Origin of the sequence: Serratia sp. NFX21, from assembly GCF_048517035.1 — a bacterium.
GTDB lineage: Bacteria > Pseudomonadota > Gammaproteobacteria > Enterobacterales > Enterobacteriaceae > Serratia > Serratia quinivorans.
Map to the genome: position 1 here is coordinate 2,881,495 of NZ_CP183196.1, position 22,419 is coordinate 2,903,913.

Genomic DNA, 22,419 nt, shown 5'->3' on the forward strand with positions numbered 1-22,419 from the left:
AGTAAATTAGCCTTTGCTGCCACCGCTGGTTAAGCCGCTAACCAGCGTTTTTTGCAGCCAGATGGCAATAAAAAGAGGTGGAATGGCGGCCAGAATGCCGACGGCGGCGATCAACCCGTCATCGGTGGCGCGCCCGGCGGTGAAACCGGCGATGGTCACCGGCAGCGTCTGCGCCTGAATATTGCTGGTGAACAGCAGCGCGTAGAAAAATTCGTCCCAGGCCAGCAGCCAGCCAAACAGCGCAGAAGCGCCCAGTGCCGGTGTGGCCAAGGGCAGGGTAATGCGCAGCAGCACCTGCCACTGACGCAGTCCGTCCAGCCGTGCGGCCTGTTCAATGTCTATTGGCAGGGCGTCGAACTGGTTTTTCAGCATCCAGGTGAGGAACGGCAGGATCAGCGAGCAGTAGACCAGTACCAGGCCGATATGGGTGTTCAGCAGCGCCAACTGCTGCAAAATAAAGTACAGCGGCAGCACAAAGGCCACCGGTGGCACCATATAAATGGCCAGGCTGGCGAATAGCCAACCGTCGCGTCCCGGATAACGCGAGAAGCTGAACGCCGCCGGGATCGCCAGCAACAGCGAAATCAGCGTAGCGCCGCAGGCCACCAGCAGGCTGTTGAACAGCGCATGCAGGAACAGGGCACCCGGCTGGCCGGGCTGCAATGAAAGCAGGCTGCCGTAGCGCGAAAAATCCCAGTGGCGCGGCAGCCATTCCAGCGGTATGCGGGTCAGATCGGCCGAGGAACTGACGCTCATCAGAAACAGCCACAGCATCGGCGCCAGGATCGACAACGCCAGCAGCAATGCGGCAGCGTAGCGCAATACTAGGCGGATTTTACGCTTCATCGGCGAGGCTCCTTCTGCGTTGACGGAACAGCATCAGCATGTACAGCGCGATCAGCAGGCCGCATAGCAAGGTCATCAATACCGCGTAGGCTGCGCCGCTGCCGGCCCGCAGATAGCTGAACGACTCCTGGTAAACGAAGAAGCTGAGGGTCTTGGTGCTGTCCATGGGGCCGCCGCGCGTCATCACGTAAATGATGTCGAACACCTTGAAGGCATCAATGGTACGCAGCACCAACGCCACCGCCAGCGGGGCCAGAATGGCGGGCAGGGTGATGGCCCGGAAGCGCCGCCAGGCAGAGGCTCCGTCCAGTCGCGCCGCTTCGTACAAATCGTCCGGGATCGATTGCAACGCCGCCAGCGTCAGCAGGGTAATCAGCGGGTAGTTTTTCCAAATATCCGCCAGCATCACCGCGTTGAGCGCCGACGCCGGGTCACCCAGCCAACTGCGGTAGTGGTCAATCACCCCGAGCTGGGTTAACAGCGCGTTGATGCTGCCGTAATCTGGGTTGAAATTCAGCCGCCACATGGTGGCATTGACGATGGTCGGTAGCGCCCAGGGCAAAATAACCAGCACCCGCAGAACATTACGGCCGTGGAATTTTTGGTTGAGCAGCAGCGCCACCAGCACGCCGATCACCCCTTCGAACGCCACCGAAACCAGGGTGAAATACAGCGTGCGCCCCAGTGCGGCCTGGAAGTCCGGGTCGGTCAGAGCGTAAAAAAAGTTATCCGTACCGACCCAGGCCGGGCTTACGCCGTCGCCCACCAGCGCCGCATCGGTGAAGCTCAGCCACAGGGTGCGTGCCAGCGGCCAGGCGGTTAACAGCAGCATCATCAGCAGCATGGGTGCCAGCAGCACCCATGCCTGACGCCGCTCACGTTGAGGTAAAGTGAGCATCGTCATCGCTTAACGCAGCCGCGCAGCGCTTTGGGTAGCCGCATCCAGCCCGGCCTGCGGCGTTACCTTGCCCTGTAGAATTTGCTGCAAATCCTGTTGCAGTCCGTTGGACAAACGAGAGTAATCGGCGGTTTCAGGGCGCGACAGCATCACGTTCAACGACTGTTTGGCGGCGGCGATTAACGGCTCCTGACCCTTCTGCACCGCCGGATCGTCGTAAGACGATTTCCAGATCGGCAGGCTCAGTTTGGCGTATTTGTCCTGCACTGGCTGTGAGGTCATGTAGCTGATGTATTGCCAGGCCTGATCGGGGTGGGCGCTGGCCTTGGCGATGCCCAACCCCATCGAACCGTTAACCGCAGAGACCTGACCCGCCACCGATCCCGGAGCCGGCACGATGCCGACGTCACCGGCCACTTTGCTTTGCTTGGGATCGTTGGCCATGTTGTACATGTAGGTCCAGTTAAGGGCGAAGGCCGCGTCACCGTTGGAAAACGCTTTGCGCACGTCCTCTTCCAGATATTCGCGGGAGTTCGGATTGGTCAGCCCCTTGTCCAGCGACGCTTTCATATAGTCGACGGCCTGCCGTGAACCTGGGCTGGAGAAGGTGATTTTCCCCTGCTGGATAAACTGCCCCTTATAGGCAGACACCAGGGTGGTGTAATCGCAAACCAGTGCCTCGGCCTGTGACCAGCTCCATACCAGCGGGTATTTGACCACGTTTTTTTGCTTCAGGATCTCTGCCTGCTGCGCCAGTTCCTGCCAGGTTTTCGGCGGGGCGGCAATCCCGGCCTTGGCCAGCATGGCTTTGTTGTAATACAGGTATTTGGTGTCGAGGATCCACGGCATGCCCCAGCGCTTGTCCTTATAGGTGACGGTGGTCATGGCGCCGGCAAAGATTTTGGCGCTGTCGTCGGCGCTGATGCGCGAGGTCACGTCCTGCAGCAGGCCGAACTTGGTGAATTCTGCCGGCCAGATGGCGTCGAACAGCACCACATCGTAGCCGTTGCTGCCGGCACCGCGCGCCGCGACGATTTTATCGTGCAGCGCCTCGTAAGGAACGAACTCCAGGTTAACGGTGATGTCCGGGTGCTGCTTGCTAAAATCGGCGGTCATGGCACGGATATCATTTTCGCTGTACGCCGCCTGGGTCATAAACAACGCGTTAATTTGAGTCGGGGCGGCATAGGCAGATGACAGGCTGAGCGCCAGGAGCGACAGGGTACAGACTGCCGTAGCGGCAAGGGTATGGCTTTTCATTGTGCGTTCTCCGGTGTTAAAAAGATTCTTAAATCAATTTGATTGCTTTATTGGAGGGCACCATACTGCAAAGACGATTTCCCTTTCTGCATAGGCAGTTATGACGACTTCCGGCACTAACCTTGAACATGCTCGTGCACACAACCGGCGCGTAGTGATAGAGGCTATCCGTCTGCACGGTGAACTGACCCGTGCCGAAATTGCCCGGCTGACCTCACTGACGCCGCAAACCGTTTCAAACATTGCAACAGAACTGGAACAGGCCGGTATTCTCTCCTCGCACCTGCCGCGTCGTGCCGGTGGGCGAGGTCAACCGGCCACGCCGTTGACCCTGAATCCAGATAGCGCTTATTCCATCGGTATCCATCTGGATCACCAGTCACTGCTGATCATCGTGGTTGATCTCTCAGGCAGCGTTCGTTTCCACCGGCTGATTATGGTGCAAAAGCCGCAACCTGCTGCCACCTTGAAACTGATTTGTGATGTACTGCAAGAAATGCGCCAGCAGCCGGATCTGAGCTGGAGAAAAATGCTGGGCATCGGCGTAGTGATGCCGGGGCCGTTTGGCGTGGAAGGGATCTCGTCGGTCGGGCCGACCACGCTTAACGGTTGGGAAAATATCGATGTGGTGGCTGAACTTAACGCGCAAAGTGGCCTGCCGGTGACGCTGGAAAACGATGCTACCGTGGCCGCTATCGGCGAGCGTTTGCACGGCGTAGCCAGGCAGCTTAATTCCTTTATTTATTTGTATCTCGGGACCGGACTTGGGGCAGGGATTTTTACCGATGGCCGAATTTATACCGGCCATGCGCACAATGCTGGTGAAGTCGGCCACATGATTGTGCAACCGGGTGGGCGGGCCTGCTACTGCGGCAACCAGGGGTGTCTGGAGCGTTATGTCTCGTTGCAGGCGGCCTACGAGAGTTGCGGGCTGGATCCGATGCGCGCCATGCCGCAAGACCTGCTGACGCTACCGCAGCCGCAGATCGACGCCTGGCTGGATACGGCGGTGCCTGCGTTACGCCAGGCGATCAATATTATTGAGTGTATGTTTGACGCCGAAGCGGTGATTATTGGCGGGCTGATGCCGGAAAGTATCGTAGAACAGTTGATCAAGCGCCTGGCGCCGCTGCACCGGTCGGTGCGCAGCAAATATCTCGACGGTCTGCGGGTTCGATTGGGGACTACCGGCGCGGATACCGCCGCATTAGGCGCGGCCGCGTTACCGCTGTTTGATGAATTTAACCCGCGCTATGAAGTGTTATTGAAGTCATAAATTTCATTCCCCCGATTTGTATTCTTGCCCGTTATTGGTGCAGGCTCACCATTAGCTCAATATAAGCAAACGGTTGCTATTTAAAGGCAACCGTTTGCTTATTTTCTGCTTATTTTTATTGATTCGGATTATTGTGAGGTGAGTTTTTATCTTTTTGTTTTTAAATGAAAATTATCAATAAAAAACCAACTGGCACGCTGCTTGCTATCCTTAAATCAACACCTGCGAACGATAAAAGACCACCATGGCTCCCCGGGCTGAATTAACTCAGCCGGGGGCTGTGCGCTGGCCGGTAGAGAAGGAAAGCAAAATGAGCCTGTCATTCACCACGGCGATCCGTGGCAATTTTTTCGATATTGCTGCCTGTGTCGATCAACCGCAGCAGTTGGAGCAGCAATTGCGACATATACCTGACGGATTGCTGCTGCTCGATGAAGGCCGCATTGTCTGGTTTGGCCCCTGGCAGCAGGGGGAACCGCTGTTGCCGCCGGGGTTTGAGGTCACTCATTATCAGGACAAACTGATAGTGCCGGGCTTTATCGATACCCATATTCACTACCCGCAAACCGAAATGATCGGTGCCTATGGCGATCGGCTACTGGCATGGTTGAAGCATTACACCTTCCCGACGGAAAGCCAATTCTGCTGCGAGCAGCACTCCGGCAAGATGTCGGCCTTCTTTTTACAGCAACTGTTAAGCAACGGCACCACCACGGCGCTGGTGTTCGGCACCGTACACCCGCAGTCGGTTGAAGCGCTGTTCAGTCAGGCGGCGGCGCTGAATATGCGGCTGATCGCCGGCAAGGTGATGATGGACCGCCATGCGCCTGAGGAACTGCTGGAAACCCCGGAGCAGAGCTACCGCCAGACCCGCGAACTGATTGAGCGCTGGCACGGCAAGCAACGGCTGAGCTATGCCATCACGCCGCGTTTTGCGCCCACCAGCACCCCGGCGCTGTTGGCTCAGGTACAAAGGTTGCGTGAAGAGTTTCCGGATACCTATCTGCACACTCACCTGAGCGAGAACCTGGAGGAAGTCGCCTGGGTGAAAGAACTGTTCCCGGACAGCCGCAGTTACCTGGATGTCTATCACCAGTATGGGTTGACCGGAGAGAGAAGCGTGTTTGCCCATTGCCTGCATCTGGAAGAGCAAGAGTGGGATTGCCTGTGTCACACCGGTTCGGCCATCGCCTTTTGCCCAACCTCCAATTTGTTCCTCGGCAGCGGCTTGTTCAACCTGCAAAAGGCCTGGCAGAAACAGGTCAGGCTGGGTATTGGCACCGACGTCGGTGCCGGTACCACCTTCAATATGCTGCAAACGCTGGGCGAAGCTTACAAGGTCGCTCAACTGCAGCGCTACCAGCTCTCGGCCTGCGAAGCCTTCTACCACGCCACATTGGGTGGGGCGCGGGCGCTGTCGCTGGATGACAAAATCGGTAATTTCTCGGTCGGCAAAGAGGCTGATTTTGTGGTGCTGGATCCGGCGGTATCAGCACTGCAAAAACTGCGCCATGAAAACAGCCGTGAGCTGGCGGAGCAACTGTTTGTGCTGATGACGCTGGGTGATGACCGCAACGTTTACCGAACCTACGTCGACGGTAAAGTGGTGTACCGACCGGCTACGCAGCAGGAGGCGGCATGATCCAGTTTCTGCTTAATCAAACGCTGAAAAATGAAAGCGCGATCGACCCCAATACCACGGTGCTTAATTATCTGCGCCGCGATCTCGGCCGCTGTGGCACCAAAGAAGGCTGCGCTTCCGGTGACTGTGGCGCCTGCACCGTGGTGCTGGCGGAGCCGGACGGCGACCAGTTACGCTATCGCAGCGTTAACGCCTGCCTGACGTTTGTCAGTGCGCTGCATGGCAAGCAGTTGATCACCGTAGAGGACCTGAAACAGCAGGGCCAATTGCACAGCGTGCAGCAGGCGATGGTCGACTGCCATGGATCGCAGTGCGGTTTTTGCACTCCGGGCTTCGTGATGTCGATGTTTTGCCTGCAAAAAAACGGTGAAAACTATCATCGCGAACAGGCGCAGCAGGCACTGGCCGGTAATCTGTGCCGCTGTACCGGCTACCGGCCGATTTTGGCGGCGGCGCAGCAGGCGTGCGACAGCAAAACGCCAGACAACTTCGACCGTCATCAACAGCAAACCTTGCAACAACTGCGGACTATTCCGGCGGCGACGCCGCTGGAGGCGGCGGGGAAACGCTGTCTGCTGCCGCAGAGCCTTGATGAACTGGCGACGCTGTATCTACAGCATCCGCAGGCCAAACTGTTGGCCGGTGGCACCGATCTGGCTTTGGAAGTCACCCAGCGGCATCAGGATTTACCCTTGATGATCGCCATTGGCCAGATTGAGGCGTTAAAACAGATTCGTCGGCACAACGACCGTCTGATTATTGGTGCCGGGGCGGCGTTGAGTGACCTTTACCCGCTGTTGGCCGATTACCATCCGGCTTTTGGCGAACTGTTGGCGCGTTTTGCTTCGCAGCAAATCCGCAACCAGGGCACGTTGGGGGGCAATATCGCCAACGCTTCGCCGATTGGTGACGCAGCGCCGCTGTTGCTGGCGCTGGATGCGCGGTTGATGTTGCGCTGTGGTGCCGTGCGGCGTGAACTGCCGCTGAACGACTTCTTCCTGGGCTATCGCCAGACCGCGCTGCAGCCGGGGGAGTTTATTGAAAGCATCGTGCTGCCGGGCCAGGCTCCGGTAGATTTCCGCGCCTGGAAAGTCTCCAAGCGGCTGGAGGATGATATTTCGGCGGTGTGCGGTGCCTTCAACCTGACGATTGAACAGGGGATGATCCGCGATGCCCGGCTGGCCTTTGGTGGCATGGCCGCGACGCCGAAACGCGCCATATTGTGCGAACGGCAACTGGTGGGGCAGCCGTGGCGGCGGGCTACCCTGGAGCTTGCGGTTCAGGCGCTGGCGCAGGACTTCACCCCGCTGAGCGATTTTCGTGCCAGTAGCGCTTATCGCCTGTTGGTGGCGCAGAATCTGTTGCGTCGCTATTTCATTGCGCTGACTGAACCACAGCTGGCGATCGAGGTGACGGCTTATGAGTAATAGCAAACGCACCGAATATACCCAGCAGCAGTTGGCCGAACGTTTCCGTCAGTCGCTGACCAGCGGCGTGGGGCGCAGTCGCAAACACGAGAGCGCCGATAAACACGTCAGCGGTGAAGCGCAATACATTGACGACCGGCTGGAGTTTCCCAACCAGTTGCATCTGGCGGCAAAACTGAGTGAGAAAGCGCATGCGCGCATCGTAAAACTGGATCTGTCCGCCTGCTACGATTTTCCTGGTGTGGTACGGGTGATCACCTGGCGGGACGTACCGGGCGAACTGGATATTGCTCCGTTAACCTACGGCGATCCGTTGCTGGCGAAGGACGTGGTCGAATACGTCGGGCAGGTGATTGCGGTGGTGGCGGCGGAGGATCCGGAGATCGCCTGGCGGGCCGCGCAGGCCATTAAAGTGAGCTATCAGGAGCTGCCTGCACAGCTGGACGTCACCCAATCGTTGCAGGAAGGCTTCGTGGTTCAGGAAGCTCACCACCATCGACGCGGCGATGCGGATGGCGCACTGGCGCAGGCGTTGCATCGCATTCAGGGCGAACTGCACGTCGGTGGCCAGGAACATTTTTATCTGGAGACCCAGATTGCCTCGGTGCTGCCGGCCGAGGACGGCGGCATGCTGGTGTATTCATCGACCCAGAACCCGACGGAAATCCAAAAGTTGGTGGCCTCGGTGCTTAATTTACCGATGCACAAGGTGACTATCGACACGCGGCGCATGGGCGGCGGCTTTGGCGGCAAAGAGACTCAGGCCGCCGGCCCGGCGTGCCTGTGTGCGGTGGTGGCACACCTTACCGGGCGGCCGGTCAAAATGCGGTTGAACCGCCGCGACGACATGCTGATCACCGGCAAACGCCACCCGTTTTATATTCAGTATGACGTCGGTTTTGACGACAGCGGTCTGTTGAATGGGGTGAAAATCACCCTGGCCGGTAACTGCGGCTACTCGCTCGATCTCTCCGGTTCTATCGTTGATCGCGCCATGTTCCATGCTGATAACGCCTATTTCCTGCAGGATGTACTGATAACCGGCCACCGCTGTAAAACCCATATCGCCTCCAATACGGCCTATCGTGGCTTTGGTGGGCCGCAGGGCATGATGGCGATCGAGCAGATCATGGACCACATCGCGCGCTATCTGGCACTTGATCCGTTGGCGGTGCGTAAAACCAATTACTACGGTAAAGATCAGCGCAACATCACCCATTACCATCAGCCGGTGGAACAGAATCTGCTGCAAGAGATCACCGCCGAACTGGAGCGCAGTGCGGATTATCAGGCGCGGCGTCAGGCTATCCGGCAGTTCAACGCACAAAACCCAATCCTGAAGAAGGGGCTGGCGCTGACGCCGGTCAAATTCGGTATCTCCTTTACCGCCGGCTTCCTCAATCAGGCGGGGGCGCTGGTACTGATTTACACCGACGGCAGCATTCAACTCAACCACGGCGGTACCGAGATGGGCCAGGGGTTGAACACCAAGGTGGCGCAGATTGTCGCCGAAGTATTTCAGGTGGAAATAGAGCGTATCCAGATCACCGCCACCGATACCGGTAAAGTGCCGAACACCTCGCCGACGGCGGCATCCTCCGGCACCGACCTGAACGGCAAGGCGGCGGAGAATGCGGCTTTGACCATCAAACAGCGATTGACTGACATGCTGGCCAGGCAGCATCAGGTTAGCGCTGAGCAGATCGTCTTCAACAATGGACAGGTCAGGGTGGGTGAACGCTATTTCAGCTTCGAACAGGTGGTAGAACAGGCCTATTTCAATCAAATCTCACTTGCCAGTACCGGTTACTACCGCACACCGAAGATTTTCTACGATCGCGACAAGGCCAGCGGCCATCCTTTCTATTACTTTGCCTACGGCGCGGCTTGCGCAGAGGTGTTAATTGATACGCTGACCGGCGAATACAAACTGTTGCGCGCCGACATTCTGCACGACGTGGGTGACTCGCTGAACCCGGCAATCGACATCGGTCAGGTGGAGGGTGGTTTTGTGCAGGGCATGGGCTGGCTGACCAGCGAGGAGTTGGTGTGGGACCAACAGGGCAAGCTGCTGACTAACGGCCCGGCCAGCTACAAAATACCGGCGATTGGTGACGTTCCTGCGGATCTGCGCGTCACGCTGCTGGAGAACCGCAAAAACCCCGAGGACACGGTATTTCATTCGAAAGCGGTGGGCGAGCCACCGTTTATGTTGGGCATCTCGGTCTGGTGTGCCATCAAGGATGCGGTGGCCAGTCTGGCGGACTACCGTCTGCAGCCCAATATTGACGCACCGGCCACGCCGGAGCGGGTGCTGTGGGGAGTACAGCAGATGCTTTCAAGTGACATTGTCACTAAATTGGCGCGGGAGAACGGCGATGGATGAGTGGATTGAGGCACTGGCCGATCTGCGACGGCGCGGAGAACCCTGCGTACTGGTGACGCTGGTGGATGAGCTGGGCTCCACGCCGCGTAATCGTGGCACCAAAATGTTGGTGACGGCCGAACGGGCGGTTAACACCATTGGCGGCGGGCACCTGGAGTTCCAGGCGTTGGCGATTGCCCGCGAGATGCTACAACAAGAGGCGGCCACGCTGCGGCTGGAACGCTTTCCGCTGGCAGCACGGCTGGGACAGTGCTGTGGCGGTACCACCAGCGTGCTGTTTGAACCCTTGATCCCGCCACGCCCGCAAATTGCGCTGTTTGGCGCCGGACATGTGGGCCGCGCACTGGTCAATATCCTCGCTACGCTGCCGTGCCGGGTACGCTGGGTTGATGGCCGGGCGGCGGAGTTCCCGGCGCTGCTCCCGGCTGGGGTGCAACAAAACGTCTGCGAAGAACCGTTGGAGATCGTCGACGCCATGCCGCCGGGCAGCTATTTCATCGTTATGACCCACGACCACGCGCTGGATCTGGCGCTGGCGGAACGGATTTTACGCCGTGGCGATGCCGGTTACTTCGGCCTGATCGGCTCGCTGACCAAGCGCAAACGCTTCGAATATAAACTCGGTCAGCGTGGCATCAGCGAAGCGGCAATCGCCGGCATGCGCTGCCCGCTGGGTCTGCCGGACGTTAAAGGCAAACTGCCCGCAGAAATTGCCGTGGCGGTGGCTGGAGAGATCATTGCCTGCTACGGCCAGCGCTAACCTGGCCAGCGCGGCTTATGGTTGAAGGATCACCACTTTTTGGTCGATGGCACCGAACACGGAATGTCCATCAGCATCGAACACCTCGATCCGCACCTGGTCACCCTGTACCAAATAGGGCTGCCGCTGACTTTCATCTACACCACTCAGCGCCTGACGCACCCGGGCTTCGGTAATGCAGGCGCTGCCGGATGCCGGATCGGCATTGCTGATGGTGCCTGCACCCACGATGCTGCCGGCCGCCAAAGCGCGGGTGCAGGCCAGGTGTGCAATAAGCTGCCCGAAATTAAACGCCGTATCATCACCGGCGTCCGGAGCGCCAAACCATTTTCCATTTAGACTGACGTGCACCGGCAAATGTAACATTGCGTCCCGCCAGTTCGCGCCGAGCGCCGCGGGCGTCACGGCAACCGGGGCAAAGCTGGTTGCGGGCTTGCTCTGGTAGAAACCGAAGCCCCGGGCCACTTCGTCGGGTATCAGACCGCGGAGAGAGACGTCATTGAGCAACACCACTAGCGCGATACACTCCAGCGCCTGCTCGGGCGTCACCCCGAGTGGGACGTCAGTGGTGATTACGGCGATCTCTGCTTCAAAATCAATATCCAGCTCATCATCAGTGGCTTCGATCGGTGCGGTTGCCTTTAACATCACGTCCGAACCGCCCTGATAAACCAGCGGCTTCTCTTCATATTGCGGAGGGATAGGTTCATTTCGCCATTGATACATCAGTTTGGCGTGGTGGCGATAAACGGAACCATCGACCCACTGATAGGCTCGGGGCAGCGGTGCCAGGCAGCTTGAGGCAATGAAAAGGTCACTGCCGTCCCAGCCGTTCTCTGCAATCTGCATCAGCTGCGGTGCTATAGCCGACCAGTTATCTAACGCTTCCTGCAGGGTGCGGGCAATAGCGGGCACGGCAATGCAACGTGAAAGATCGGGAGAGACCAGCACCAATTCGCCATCCCGACGGCCGTTTTCTCGTGTGGCCAAACGTAATTGCGGAGCCAGAGTGGCGATCATGATTTCCCCTCAGCCAGGGCCTGGCGCCGTGATTGTTCTCGCGTCCAAATCGCCAACTCCTGATGCGCCGTGTGGGCAAAGCCTTCCACTGTTTCGGCCGCCGCCACTTCGGTGGTCAACTCCAGACGAAACCCGTTCGGATCGAAGAAGTAAATGGATTCAATATAGCTGTCGTGATCGGTAACCCCAATCACCTCAATGCCCTGCGCGAGGAGTCGTTGGTGCATGCTGTCCAGATCGGCCCGGTTATCCACTTTCAAGGCAATATGGTTAACCCATTCCGGGGTATTTGGGCTGGGTTGCGCCGCTATCCCGTCCCCCAAATCGAAGAAGGCGATATGCGAGTCATCTTTCATGCGGAAAAAGATATGCACATACGGGCAGTACTCACCGGTGCTGGGGACATGATCGTTTTTAATCACATGGACCAGCGGTAAGCCGAGAATATCTTCATAGAAATGACGGGTTTCCTCTGCGTCCCGGCAACGCCAGGCAAAATGGTGCAGCCGACGGATCGGCCTGACATGGTCGTCGGTTTTAACCGCCGTTTCTTTAGACGATGGAAGATCGGTATGCATGATGTAAACCTCCAGCAGAGTCACTGCTACTTAGTTTGTTTGCGTAAGAAACGCTCGATGGCACCCGCCAGATAAAGCGGGATTTCCTGCATTGGGTAGTGTCCACAGCCTTCGAGCAGTTCCATCTCCACATTGACGAACCACTTCAAACAGGTGTTATCCATCATCGGCAGCGTCTGTGCCGGATCGTGCTGGCCGATCAGCAACAGCAGGGGAACCGTGCAGCCGTAAGTTTCGATGGAACAATCCTCCAGTGCCCAGCTACGGAGGTAGGCTTCGAATACCGGTGGGGCACAGGCCGCACGCGACTGTTGAACGGTATCGCTGACCCAGCGGCGTGGCAGCCGGTGATGAGTGGAAAAATCAATCAGAGAGTGGCGGCAGGTATCATCCTCGACCGCCTGCTCGAAGATGCGCCAAACCTGCTGTTCTACGTCCAGCCCGCTGGCAGGAACGGGTGTCAGGCCCACCGCACTGCGTACTCGCTCAGAGTGTCGAGCGGCAATAATCTGCGCAATTTTCCCCCCCATGGAATGCCCAACCACGTCGAAACGCTGCCAACCCAGGCTGTCCATCAGGTTGACCACGTCAGCGACCATTTCATTAGTGGTGTAGCTGCCGGCTATGCCGCGTGATTGCCCGTAGCCACGAAAATCCACGAACACATAAGTGAAGGCCTCGGTGTCCAGATAGGGGAACATCGGCTGATAGACGCTATGGTCACCAAACCAACCCGGCAGCATCACCACGCATCGGGTGCCCTGACCGATTACCCTGGCGCTAAGTAGGGGGTGTTCATGCGTGGTCCGGTTTTCCTGATGATGCGAATGTCCCCCCAAAATCTGTTCATTAGGTTGAGGTGTTGTAGCCATGAAATATCCATCTCCTGATTTAAATAGCCGCAGGTCTAAGCTGGTGCGGATTAGGTCATGTGCATGACGCGTTTTCAGAATTAGTTGAGGGTGGATTTGATATTGGTAAGCGGTTAGGTCGGGTTATTTCGATGAATAATTAGTCGGTTGAATTAGGCTAATGCGCCGCTAATAAAGCGTCTATAGGCGAGTTTGGGATGAACCGTTATATAAAATCGGACAATCAACGGCCTGTTGTCGAGGCTGGAGAGCTTCTAATCACTTGTTTTTGCTCAATCTGCCAACTGCGCCTAAGCTAGGATGTGACTCAAGGGGAGATGAGCTCTCCGCGACATTATTCTGTGGACATGGAGGAGTTTCGATTTGATGCGTTTATCGACATTGGTGCTGGCGATCGGCATGGCGCTGGGCACGCAGGCACAGGCAGCAGAAACCAACCCGCACGCGGATCATAGCGCGTTGCCAAGTGGCCAGGCGAAGGAGGCAACCGTGACCGGTGAAGCCAACCAACACGACAACAAAAAGAACCAAAACCCGTTCTTCTATCAAAGCCGTCTGCCATTCCAGGCACCGCCGTTCAATCTGATCAAAGAAAGTGATTATGCCCCGGCAATTGATGCGGGCATCAAGCAGAAACTGGAAGAGATTGAGAAGATTGCCAACAACCCGGCCAAGCCTGATTTTAAAAATACCTTTGTGGCAATGGAACAAAGCGGCGCGTTGCTGTCGCGAGTGATGAACGTCTTTGGCGCCATGACCTCGGCCAACACCAGCGACGGGTTGCAAAAACTCGATGAGCAAAGCTCGCCGAAGCTGGCGGCGCTGGATGATGCCATCATGCTCAACAGCAAGCTGTTTGCCCGTATCAAGGCCGTTTATCAACAGCGCGATGAGCTAAAACTGGATGCGGAATCGCGTCGGCTGGTTGAAGTGACCTACAAGAACTTTGAGCTGGCGGGGGCCAATCTGTCCGACGCCGATAAAACCAAACTTAAGGCGCTGAACCAGGAAGCGGCAACGCTGAGCACCCAGTTCTCCAACAAACTGCTGGCGGCGACCAAAGATGGCGCATTGGCGATCGCTGACAAAGGCAATCTGGACGGCCTGTCGGAAAGCGAACTGGCGGCGGCGGCCCAGGCGGCCGGCGAACGCAAGCTGGATAAACAGTGGCTGCTGGTGTTGCAAAACACCACCCAACAGCCGGAATTGCAAAGCCTGAAAAACCGCGAGACCCGCAAGGCACTGTTTGATGCTTCGTGGAACCGTGCGGAAAAGGGCGACGCTAACGACACCCGTCAGACCATTGCTCGTCTGGCTAAAGTGCGTGCCGAGCAGGCGAAACTGCTGGGCTTCCCGAATTACGCGGCCTGGAAGCTGCAAAACCAGATGGCCAAAACCCCGGATGCGGCGCTGAGCTTTATGCGTGATATCGTCCCGGCGGCCACCGCCCGTGCCGAACGTGAAGCCAAAGATATTCAGGCGGTCATCGACCAGCAGAAAGGCGGTTTCAAGGTCGAAGCCTGGGACTGGCAGTTCTACGCTGAACAGGTGCGCAAAGCCAAATATGACCTGGATGAGTCGCAGATCAAACCTTACTTCGAACTGGATAACGTGCTGAACAACGGCGTGTTCTATGCCGCCAATCTGCTGTACGGCATCAGTTTCAAAGAGCGCAAGGACATCCCGGTTTACCAGCCGGACGTGCGGGTTTATGAGGTGTTCGATAAAGACGGCAAATCATTGGCGCTGTTCTATACCGACTTCTTTAAGCGCGACAACAAGGGCGGTGGCGCCTGGATGAGCAATTTTGTCGAACAATCGAAGCTGAAAGGCACCAAACCGGTAATTTACAACGTCGCCAACTTCACCAAACCGGCACCGGGCCAGCCTGCGTTGTTGTCGTACGATGACGTGATCACCATGTTCCACGAATTTGGTCATGCGCTGCACGGCATGTTCGCCGATCAGGAATATCCAAGCCTGTCCGGCACCAACACCGCTCGTGACTTCGTTGAGTTCCCATCGCAGTTTAACGAGCATTGGGCCAGCGATCCGAAAGTCTTTGCCCACTTCGCCAAGCATTACAAAACCGGTGAAGCCATGCCGCAGGAACTGGTCGACAAAATCAAAAAGGCCGACAAGTTCAACAAAGGTTATGACATGACCGAGCTGCTTTCTGCGGCACTGCTGGACATGCACTGGCATATGTTGAGCGCCGACCAGCCGCAGCAGGACGTGGACAAGTTCGAGGCGGAATCGCTGATGAAAGACAAAATCGATCTCAGCTATGTGCCGCCGCGCTATCGCTCCAGTTACTTCAAGCACATTTGGGGTAACGGCTATGCTGCCGGTTATTACGCCTATCTGTGGACAGAAATGCTGGCGGATGATGCCTTCCAGTGGTTCACCGAACATGGCGGCCTGACGGCAGAGAACGGCCAGCGTTTCCGCAATATGATCCTGTCGCGCGGCAACAGTCAGGACCTGGAAAAACTGTACATCGACTGGCGCGGCAAAGAGCCAAGCATTGAGCCGATGCTGATCAACCGTGGTTTGAAAGACGAATAACAGGTCATGGCATTAGCCTGGTAAGTAGTGATAAGAGGGCGTAAGAAATTACGCCCTCTTTATTTGTTATAAGCAGTTTGGTTGAGATTAAGGAGTGAAGCAGGGGTGCGGAAACTCGCGCCCCCTGGTCTCAGCGGTTAACCACCTTGGCCGGCAGAGCGACCACCAGTAACGAACTTAACAGCAGGCAACCGGCGAACGCCCAGAGTGCGCCACCGCTTTTGCCGGTCAGATCCAGCGCCAGCCCCATCAGCGAATTACTCACCAACCCGGCAATATTGGCTAACGAGCAGGCCAGCGCGAAGCCGGTTGCCGCCGCGGTACCGCGCAGGAAGGTGGCGGGCAGGCTGAAGAACACCGGCACTGCACCGATGATCGCCGCCTGGGCCACAGAGAACAACAACACCGTGGCGATCACGCTATGAGTGAAGAAGGTGCTGCCGGCCATCGCCATCGCGCCAATAATAAACGGCACAATGATATGCCAGCGCCGCTCACGCATACGATCCGAACTGGTGCCGATCACCAGCATCCCCAGCAGGGCGGCGACGCTCGGTAGCGCGGTCAGCATACCTATGGTGGTAATGTCGGTCACCCCGGCGGTTTTGATAAAGGTCGGCATCCAGAACCCCATCGCATAGGCACTCAGCAGGATCGAAAAATCAATGCCGCCGAGCATCCAGACCTTGAGATTAAAGAAGCCATCGCGGAAGCTGTGTTTACTGTGACTGGCCTCGGCGTCATCCTGCGCCAGGTCGTCGGCAATTTGTTGTTTCTCTTCATCGGATAACCATTTGGCCTGCCGGAAATGGTTCGGTAACACCCAGAACGTCAATATACCCAACAGCACGCTGGGGATGCCCTCCAGCAGGAACAGCCATTGCCAGCCGTGCAGCCCGTGGCGCATATCAAAATGCCCCATGATCCAGCCGGAAATTGGGCCACCGAGCACGCTCGACAGCGGCAGGCCGATCATGAATAACGCAATAATGCGGCCGCGACGGTAAGTCGGGAACCACAGGGTCAGGTAATACAGCACGCCGGGCAGAAAACCGGCCTCCGCCACGCCGAGCAGAAAGCGGATGACGTAAAACTGATTGGGGGTGGTAACGAACATGGTGCAGGCGGAAAGCAGGCCCCAGGTGATCATGATGCGGGCAATCCACACCTTGGCGCCGACCCGTTGCAGGATCAGGTTGCTCGGCACCTCAAACAGGATATAGCCGACAAAAAACAGCCCAGCGCCCAGGCCGAAGGCCGCTTCGCTCAGTTGCAGTTGGTCGGCCATCTGCAGCTTGGCCAGCCCGACATTGATGCGGTCGAGGTAGGCGGCCAAATAGCACAGACAGAGGAACGGGATCAGCTTCCAGGTGATTTTGCGGTACAGAAGCGATTCTGCGCCCGCTTTCCCGGCTAACGGGGTTTCAACAATGGCCATGATGATGTCTCCAGGTGGTGCATAGTGGCCTCCGGAGGAGGAGCGTTGTGTGTTTGCTTTCGAGGCGCTTGTCGCGCCTTCTTGATTTTTCAGCACTCCGTGCAGGTGAAACTCTCGATTACAACCGTTTCAGATAAGCGATAGCCTCCTGTTTGGCCACCACGTCGCCGTATTTACTGTCGATGTCGAACAGGTTGGCCTCGTGTGGGCCAGGGTGGCGATCGCCGACACATTCACGTACCACGATGGTGCGAAACCCGTGTTGCACCGCGTCTACCGCGCTGGCACGGATACAACCGCTGGTGGAACAGCCGGCCAGCAACAGGGTATCGACGCCGAGCGCCACCAACATCGGAGCCAATGAAGTGCCGAAAAAGGCGCTGGCGTACTGCTTGGTCAGCACCACTTCCGTGGCCAGCGGGGCCACCTGCGGGCAGAACGCCGCCAACGGATTACCTTCCACCATGTCCTTCATAACCGGTGCTTTTTTCACCCAGATCCCACCATCGGCAAAATGCCCTGCATGATAGCGGATATTGGTGTGGATCACCGGAACTCCTGCCAGGCGTGCGGCTGCCAGCAGTGCCACGCTTTCATCGACCGCGCTGACCACGCCGGGGGCGAACAGAGGCGCACCCTCGGTGGTGTAGCCCTGCATAAAATCGATCACCAGCAGTGCCGGACGCTGGCCGAAACCGATGCGGTTGCCCCAAACGCCCTGGTAGTTATCGGTAAGTGAATTATCGGCTGCCATTTTGCCTCCTTAATAAGCGCCGGAAAGCAGGGCCCCGGCACCGGGAACGATCGGTTCCAGTTCCAGTGCGGTCAGCATGGCGTAGGTAGTGGCGATGGCGGCGGTCAGCACCGGCTTGCCGGTTTGCGCCTCCACCGTAGCGACCGCCGGCAAGGACGGCATTTGTACGCAGGCGGACAGCACAATAGCGTCGACGCCGCTGAGATCCATCCCGGCGACAATGCCCGGCAGATTGGCCGGATCATGACGACCTACCGCCAGATTGTCGGCGATCTCCAGCGCGCGCCAGACCTTGACCTCGATGCCTTCGTGCTCGATATAGTCCACCACCATTTGGGTCAGCGGCTTCATGTAGGGGGCCACCAGCGCAATGCGTTTGGCACCCAGCACCTTCAGGCCGTTGACCAACGCACCGGCACTGCTGATCACCGGGGCTGCGGCGTTGTTGTCCTGGGTGACCTGCGCCAGCCTGGCCTGGGATTCACGGTGATAGCCCAGGCCCATCGACATAATTGCCACCAGGCAGGCATAGCCCAGTACGTCAACCTGCGCGTCGGAAAGCTCCAGTGCGCAGCGGTCTGATTCGGCGTCCATCGCCGCCAGCTCCGCCTTGCTGACGTGCTTCATGCGCATGCGACTGGAGTGAAAGGTAAAGCGTTCCGGACGGATCAACTGGCGTGCGGTCAGCATCGCCGGGATCTCGGTTTCCATCGTGGTGTTGGAACTGGGCACTATCTGGCCGATACGGTAATTTTTGCTCATGACAAAGGCTCCTTGATTAATCCAGAAAATCGCCCAGGGCGCGGAAGAAACCGTCGAAATCGTCCCACGGGATCATATGGCCGGCTTTCTCGACGTGAACCAACGTGATTTCCGGCTGCAACTGACGGATCTCTGCCTCGTCTTGCGGTTGGATCACGCCACCCAGGCCTGCCACCATCAGCAAGGTTGGCATGCGCAGCTCGGGGTAATCGCGATGGCTATCGACCTGATGAAAATCTTCATAGGCACGCTGGATCGCCGGTTCATAGCAGGTGTGCAGCCATTCGGCACGCAGTTGGCGCTGTTGTTCGCTCCAGCTCGGGCAGTAGGCACGCATCTGTTCGGCGTCCATTCCCTGCAATGACTGGCGGATCGAATCCACGTACCAGGGCCATTTGCCTGGGTATTCACGGCGGCCGGGGCCGGAGACCGGCGGATCGACCAATACCAATCGCCGTACGCCATCCGGCTGCAGTGCTGCGGCGCGCAGGGCAAAGCGCGCGCCCATCGAATGGCCAAGCAGGGCGTAGTTTTCCAGTTTTAATGCGGCGGCGAAGGCGTTGACGTCCTCGGCGCAGGTTTCAGCGTCATAGGCCAGATCCGGGCCGCTGGCGGACAGACCGCGACCACGAACGTCCAGCACGTAGGTGTCGTAGCGCTCGGCCAGGCGTTCGGCAACGAAACCCCAGGTGATCGCCGGGCTGGTGATGCCGGGGATCAGGATCAGTACCGGCCCCTGGCCACCGTAGCGCAGGTAGTGCTGGCGGATGCCGTTGGCCTGCACGTTGGCGCCATACAGAAAATGGCTCATGCGGCGTTCTCCGATTTCAGCGCCTGTGCGTACAGGTCATAACCGTAGACCCAGGCCGGATCTTCCTGAGTGCGCAGGAAGGTGTTGGCATTGGAGACGGCCTGCACGCGGGAGGCGCGTTCCTTACGGTTGGCTTCATACAGTTGGAAAGCGGTGCGGTAGTCGCTCAGGCCGGTTTCTTGCAGACAGCGCGCCAGCATAGCGGCGTCTTCGATCGCCATCGCCGCACCTTGCGCCATGTGCGGTTTCATCGGGTGGCAGGCGTCGCCGAGCAGCACCATGCGGCCTTCGCTCCACAGCGGCAGGGGTTTACGGTTCAACAGTGGCCATTTGGTGACCTGTTCGCTGGATTCGATCAGCGCTTGCACAATCGGGTGATAACCGGCGAAGGTCTCGTACATTTCCTCGCGGCTGCTGTCGATAAAGCTGCCCTGGAAATCCCATGCCGGGTGCGGCACACCGCTGACGTAGTAATATTCGTCGCGTTTTTGGGTGGTGTAATAGACCATCAGGTGACGATCTGCCGACCACCACTTCACACAGTCTTCAAAGCTCAGATTGTATTTGGCCAGCTTCTCACCGCGGATCAACGCGCGGTGGGCAACCCAGCCGCTGTAGGTTGGCGCTTCTGCCCCCAGCAGATGTTCGCGAATACGTGAGTTGATACCATCGGCACCAATCACGATATCGGCGCTGGCCTGGGTGCCATCGGCAAAGTTCAGCACCACCTGGTTGTCACGCTCCTCAATTTTGCTCAGACACTTGCCAAAATGCACGCTGCCCGGTTGCAGGGCCGCCATCTGCAACGCCTGTAAATCGCCCCGGTGCACCGTCACGTAAGCCGCACCGTACTCTTTACGGGCAAAGGCCCCCAGTTCAATACGCGACAAATAGTCACCGCTTTCGGCGTCGCGGCTGAACCAGAAATCCGGATGCGAGGCCATTTGTTCCAGCGGTTGCTCAATACCGAGACGGCGGAAAATCTTCAGTACGTTTGGCCCCATATGGATGCCGGCCCCCAGACGGGAAAACACCGGGCTCTGTTCGTACAGGTCGACGATAAAGCCGGCTTTTTGCAGCAGACCGGCGGCGGCGGCGCCACCCAGACCGGCACCGACCACGGCAATGCGTTGTTGTTTGCTCATCATTATTCCCCTGACTGTTGGTTTTTTACCTGGCATCTGCAGTGATGCCGGATGATCGATTTATAGTGTATACGCTAAATAAGGCAAAGTTGCACAAGTGTTAATTTAGATCTGGCTCACGCTAATTGACCGGCCATTACTGTTAAACTCATGTTAACAGCAGGATGTGCAGGGCTTTAAATAGGGTTTTCTTATGGCTGGAAACGGGGGCTTGCTTCCCGATTGATTTTGGTCTAGATGTTTAAAAGAGCGTGATCACTTTAATTTGCGCAAAATAACCTCATCGATGCTGGCTGCGTCGACCAACCCTTAGCGAGACAGGAGATACACCATGGCGGTCAATGATAGTCAGTTGGTACAACTGTTCGAGCAGGTGCTTACGCTGTCGAAGGTTGATGCTTCGCAAAGCGTGGCGATCCTGAAAAGTCACTATTCCGATGCGCGTACGGTGCGCGCCGCCACCGATGCGGCACTGCGCCTGGGTGCCAGGGTTTACGCGGTAGAACTGCCGTCGTTCAACCATCCGCGCGCCATGGGCAATGACATGACGGCTTACTGTGGCGATACGGCGCTGACCGGTAACCACGCGGCACAACGTGCGCTGGAGGCGGCCGATCTGATTGTCGACACCATGATGTTGCTGCATTCGCCGGAACAGGAGCAGATCCTGAAAACCGGCACGCGCATTCTGCTGGCCGTCGAGCCGCCGGAGGTGTTGGCACGCATGTTGCCTAATGTTGAGGATAAAGCGCGGGTGCTGGCCGCCGCCGAGGTGCTGGAGCGTGCCAGTTTGATGCAGGTGAAGTCTGCCGCCGGCAGTGATTTCCGTGCGCCGTTGGGGCAATACCCCACGGTGACCGAATATGGCTATGCCGACGAACCGGGGCGCTGGGATCACTGGCCGAGCGGTTTCCTGTTCACCTGGCCGAATGAAGAACAGGCAGAAGGGGTTTTGGTGCTGGAGGTGGGCGATATCCTGCTGCCGTTTAAAAGTTACGCGCGCGAACGCATAACGCTTGAGATCGACAAAGGCTTTGTGACGCGCATTCACGGCGGCTTCGAGGCGGAGTATCTGCGGGAGTACATGAAGTATTTCAACGATCCGGAGGTGTACGGCATTTCGCATATCGGCTGGGGCCTGCAGCCGCGTGCGCAGTGGACGGCGATGGGGCTGCACGATAAAAACGACGGTATGTGTATGGATGCACGTGCTTTCTACGGCAATTTCCTGTTCTCCACCGGGCCGAATACCGAAGTCGGCGGCACGCGCAAAACCCCGTGCCATATGGATATCGCGCTACGTCATTGCGACATCAGTCTGGATGGCAAGACGGTGGTGGCGGATGGTGAAGTGGTGGCACCGGCGGCATCGCGGGTCAGCCAGAGTTAACTTGCTGCCAAAAGCAGGGGTTTGTACTATTCTCGGTGGTTTCCATTGATGGTGAGAGTAACGCAATGACGCCCCCCGAATACCCGGCTGCAGAGAGCGGCAAGACTGAAAATTATCATTTTACCGAACAGGTCGGGCACCTGCTGCGTAAGGTTTATCAGCGCCATGTGGCGATTTTCCAGCAAAACGTTGGGGATTCGCAACTGACCGCCGTGCAGTTTATTACCCTGTGCGCGGTGCGTGACATGGGCCCGAGTTCGTTGACCGAGCTGGTACAGGTGACGGCGGTCGATCAGGCCACCATTCGCGGCATTATCGAGCGGCTCAAAGCACGCGAGCTGATTACCGTGATGCCGGATCCTGTCGATCGGCGCAAAGTGGTGGTCGGGCTGACCGACGCCGGTGCCGTACTGCTGGCGGGAACGCTGCCGCATGCGGCGACGATCACAGAATTAACTTTCGGTACGTTGAATCCGGCCGAACGTATAGCACTGATGTTCCTGCTCAATAAAATGCTGGAAGACCAGCCGCCCGGCTGATTCGCCACCCGCAACTGCGGTTGTCTGGTGAGTGCGGTGGGCCGACA

General features: G+C 57.7%; 19 protein-coding genes. 8 read left to right on the forward strand and 11 right to left on the reverse strand.

Annotated elements, in window-relative coordinates; translation table 11 throughout:
* Positions 1–6: 6 nt before the first annotated feature.
* The 3 genes from ACNT1W_RS13735 to ACNT1W_RS13745 are packed head-to-tail and all read right to left on the reverse strand — an operon-like array spanning position 7 to position 3,004.
* Positions 7–846: a carbohydrate ABC transporter permease gene (locus ACNT1W_RS13735; RefSeq protein ID WP_419245699.1), complete on the reverse strand. Its 840-nt coding sequence runs from the start codon at positions 844–846 to the stop codon at positions 7–9.
* On the reverse strand, positions 836–1,744 hold the full coding sequence (locus ACNT1W_RS13740; RefSeq protein ID WP_419245700.1) for a carbohydrate ABC transporter permease: 909 nt from the start codon (positions 1,742–1,744) through the stop codon (positions 836–838). The genes ACNT1W_RS13735 and ACNT1W_RS13740 overlap by 11 nt, the downstream gene beginning before the upstream one ends.
* A 9-nt stretch (positions 1,745–1,753) precedes the next feature.
* Positions 1,754–3,004, reverse strand: a complete 1,251-nt coding sequence (locus tag ACNT1W_RS13745; RefSeq protein ID WP_419245701.1) for an extracellular solute-binding protein — start codon at positions 3,002–3,004, stop codon at positions 1,754–1,756.
* A gap of 100 nt (positions 3,005–3,104) precedes the next feature.
* Here ACNT1W_RS13745 and ACNT1W_RS13750 point away from each other — a divergent pair, with 100 nt between their 5' ends.
* From ACNT1W_RS13750 to xdhC, 5 genes are all read left to right on the forward strand, one after another.
* Positions 3,105–4,280, forward strand: a complete 1,176-nt coding sequence (locus ACNT1W_RS13750; protein ID WP_012145026.1) for an ROK family transcriptional regulator — start codon at positions 3,105–3,107, stop codon at positions 4,278–4,280.
* A 310-nt stretch (positions 4,281–4,590) separates the two neighbouring features.
* Positions 4,591–5,922 (forward strand): guanine deaminase, encoded by a 1,332-nt coding sequence (guaD, locus tag ACNT1W_RS13755; protein WP_419245702.1) that lies wholly within the window; start codon positions 4,591–4,593, stop codon positions 5,920–5,922.
* Entirely contained in the window at positions 5,919–7,349 is a 1,431-nt protein-coding gene (xdhA, locus tag ACNT1W_RS13760; RefSeq protein ID WP_419245703.1) for a xanthine dehydrogenase small subunit, read from the forward strand. The genes guaD and xdhA overlap by 4 nt, the downstream gene beginning before the upstream one ends.
* Positions 7,342–9,735 carry a xanthine dehydrogenase molybdopterin binding subunit gene (gene xdhB, locus ACNT1W_RS13765; RefSeq protein WP_419245704.1) on the forward strand — a complete coding sequence of 798 codons (2,394 nt, stop codon included), beginning with the start codon at positions 7,342–7,344 and terminating at the stop codon, positions 9,733–9,735. The genes xdhA and xdhB overlap by 8 nt, the downstream gene beginning before the upstream one ends.
* Positions 9,728–10,495, forward strand: a complete 768-nt coding sequence (gene xdhC, locus ACNT1W_RS13770; RefSeq protein ID WP_012145030.1) for a xanthine dehydrogenase accessory protein XdhC — start codon at positions 9,728–9,730, stop codon at positions 10,493–10,495. The genes xdhB and xdhC overlap by 8 nt, the downstream gene beginning before the upstream one ends.
* Positions 10,496–10,510: 15 nt before the next feature.
* On the opposite strand, the gene ACNT1W_RS13775 is transcribed toward xdhC, so the two are convergent.
* The 3 genes from ACNT1W_RS13775 to ACNT1W_RS13785 are packed head-to-tail and all read right to left on the reverse strand — an operon-like array spanning position 10,511 to position 12,965.
* Positions 10,511–11,515, reverse strand: coding sequence for a fumarylacetoacetate hydrolase family protein (locus ACNT1W_RS13775; protein ID WP_419245705.1), 1,005 nt, complete (start codon positions 11,513–11,515; stop codon positions 10,511–10,513).
* Positions 11,512–12,093 carry a VOC family protein gene (locus tag ACNT1W_RS13780; RefSeq protein WP_419245706.1) on the reverse strand — a complete coding sequence of 194 codons (582 nt, stop codon included), beginning with the start codon at positions 12,091–12,093 and terminating at the stop codon, positions 11,512–11,514. Before ACNT1W_RS13780 ends, ACNT1W_RS13775 begins: the two co-directional genes overlap by 4 nt.
* Positions 12,094–12,119: 26 nt before the next feature.
* Positions 12,120–12,965, reverse strand: coding sequence for an alpha/beta fold hydrolase (locus tag ACNT1W_RS13785; protein WP_112362925.1), 846 nt, complete (start codon positions 12,963–12,965; stop codon positions 12,120–12,122).
* Between the two features lie 366 nt (positions 12,966–13,331).
* Between ACNT1W_RS13785 and dcp the strand changes: the two genes are divergently transcribed.
* The gene (dcp, locus tag ACNT1W_RS13790) at positions 13,332–15,533 is read left to right on the forward strand and encodes a peptidyl-dipeptidase Dcp (protein WP_419245707.1); all 2,202 of its coding nucleotides are present in this window, start codon (positions 13,332–13,334) and stop codon (positions 15,531–15,533) included.
* A gap of 130 nt (positions 15,534–15,663) precedes the next feature.
* Here the strand turns inward: dcp and ACNT1W_RS13795 are convergent, their stop codons facing one another.
* The 5 genes from ACNT1W_RS13795 to ACNT1W_RS13815 all read right to left on the reverse strand — a co-directional run bounded on the left by ACNT1W_RS13795 (position 15,664) and on the right by ACNT1W_RS13815 (position 20,446).
* Entirely contained in the window at positions 15,664–16,971 is a 1,308-nt protein-coding gene (locus tag ACNT1W_RS13795; RefSeq protein WP_218216915.1) for an MFS transporter, read from the reverse strand.
* Positions 16,972–17,089: 118 nt separating this feature from the next.
* The gene (locus tag ACNT1W_RS13800) at positions 17,090–17,725 is read right to left on the reverse strand and encodes an N-carbamoylsarcosine amidohydrolase (protein WP_261129007.1); all 636 of its coding nucleotides are present in this window, start codon (positions 17,723–17,725) and stop codon (positions 17,090–17,092) included.
* A 9-nt stretch (positions 17,726–17,734) separates the two neighbouring features.
* The gene (locus tag ACNT1W_RS13805; RefSeq protein ID WP_012145037.1) at positions 17,735–18,487 is read right to left on the reverse strand and encodes an Asp/Glu racemase; all 753 of its coding nucleotides are present in this window, start codon (positions 18,485–18,487) and stop codon (positions 17,735–17,737) included.
* A gap of 16 nt (positions 18,488–18,503) precedes the next feature.
* Positions 18,504–19,298: an alpha/beta fold hydrolase gene (locus ACNT1W_RS13810; RefSeq protein ID WP_012145038.1), complete on the reverse strand. Its 795-nt coding sequence runs from the start codon at positions 19,296–19,298 to the stop codon at positions 18,504–18,506.
* Positions 19,295–20,446 (reverse strand): FAD-dependent monooxygenase, encoded by a 1,152-nt coding sequence (locus ACNT1W_RS13815; protein WP_012145039.1) that lies wholly within the window; start codon positions 20,444–20,446, stop codon positions 19,295–19,297. Before ACNT1W_RS13815 ends, ACNT1W_RS13810 begins: the two co-directional genes overlap by 4 nt.
* Before the next feature lie 328 nt (positions 20,447–20,774).
* On the opposite strand from ACNT1W_RS13815, the gene ACNT1W_RS13820 reads away from it, so the two are divergent.
* Both ACNT1W_RS13820 and ACNT1W_RS13825 read left to right on the forward strand, forming a co-directional pair.
* Positions 20,775–21,833, forward strand: a complete 1,059-nt coding sequence (locus ACNT1W_RS13820; RefSeq protein ID WP_012145040.1) for a 2,5-dihydroxypyridine 5,6-dioxygenase — start codon at positions 20,775–20,777, stop codon at positions 21,831–21,833.
* Between the two features lie 65 nt (positions 21,834–21,898).
* The gene (locus tag ACNT1W_RS13825) at positions 21,899–22,372 is read left to right on the forward strand and encodes a MarR family winged helix-turn-helix transcriptional regulator (RefSeq protein WP_012145041.1); all 474 of its coding nucleotides are present in this window, start codon (positions 21,899–21,901) and stop codon (positions 22,370–22,372) included.
* Positions 22,373–22,419: the final 47 nt, after the last annotated feature.

Bases quoted from the DNA above. Each gene is read 5' to 3' on its own strand.
- ACNT1W_RS13735 (WP_419245699.1), bottom strand. From the start codon at position 846: ATGAAGCGTAAAATCCGCCTAGTATTGCGCTACGCTGCCGCATTGCTG.
- ACNT1W_RS13740 (WP_419245700.1), bottom strand. From the start codon at position 1,744: ATGCTCACTTTACCTCAACGTGAGCGGCGTCAGGCATGGGTGCTGCTG.
- ACNT1W_RS13745 (WP_419245701.1), bottom strand. From the start codon at position 3,004: ATGAAAAGCCATACCCTTGCCGCTACGGCAGTCTGTACCCTGTCGCTC.
- ACNT1W_RS13750 (WP_012145026.1), top strand. From the start codon at position 3,105: ATGACGACTTCCGGCACTAACCTTGAACATGCTCGTGCACACAACCGG.
- guaD (WP_419245702.1), top strand. From the start codon at position 4,591: ATGAGCCTGTCATTCACCACGGCGATCCGTGGCAATTTTTTCGATATT.
- xdhA (WP_419245703.1), top strand. From the start codon at position 5,919: ATGATCCAGTTTCTGCTTAATCAAACGCTGAAAAATGAAAGCGCGATC.
- xdhB (WP_419245704.1), top strand. From the start codon at position 7,342: ATGAGTAATAGCAAACGCACCGAATATACCCAGCAGCAGTTGGCCGAA.
- xdhC (WP_012145030.1), top strand. From the start codon at position 9,728: ATGGATGAGTGGATTGAGGCACTGGCCGATCTGCGACGGCGCGGAGAA.
- ACNT1W_RS13775 (WP_419245705.1), bottom strand. From the start codon at position 11,515: ATGATCGCCACTCTGGCTCCGCAATTACGTTTGGCCACACGAGAAAAC.
- ACNT1W_RS13780 (WP_419245706.1), bottom strand. From the start codon at position 12,093: ATGCATACCGATCTTCCATCGTCTAAAGAAACGGCGGTTAAAACCGAC.
- ACNT1W_RS13785 (WP_112362925.1), bottom strand. From the start codon at position 12,965: ATGGCTACAACACCTCAACCTAATGAACAGATTTTGGGGGGACATTCG.
- dcp (WP_419245707.1), top strand. From the start codon at position 13,332: ATGCGTTTATCGACATTGGTGCTGGCGATCGGCATGGCGCTGGGCACG.
- ACNT1W_RS13795 (WP_218216915.1), bottom strand. From the start codon at position 16,971: ATGGCCATTGTTGAAACCCCGTTAGCCGGGAAAGCGGGCGCAGAATCG.
- ACNT1W_RS13800 (WP_261129007.1), bottom strand. From the start codon at position 17,725: ATGGCAGCCGATAATTCACTTACCGATAACTACCAGGGCGTTTGGGGC.
- ACNT1W_RS13805 (WP_012145037.1), bottom strand. From the start codon at position 18,487: ATGAGCAAAAATTACCGTATCGGCCAGATAGTGCCCAGTTCCAACACC.
- ACNT1W_RS13810 (WP_012145038.1), bottom strand. From the start codon at position 19,298: ATGAGCCATTTTCTGTATGGCGCCAACGTGCAGGCCAACGGCATCCGC.
- ACNT1W_RS13815 (WP_012145039.1), bottom strand. From the start codon at position 20,446: ATGATGAGCAAACAACAACGCATTGCCGTGGTCGGTGCCGGTCTGGGT.
- ACNT1W_RS13820 (WP_012145040.1), top strand. From the start codon at position 20,775: ATGGCGGTCAATGATAGTCAGTTGGTACAACTGTTCGAGCAGGTGCTT.
- ACNT1W_RS13825 (WP_012145041.1), top strand. From the start codon at position 21,899: ATGACGCCCCCCGAATACCCGGCTGCAGAGAGCGGCAAGACTGAAAAT.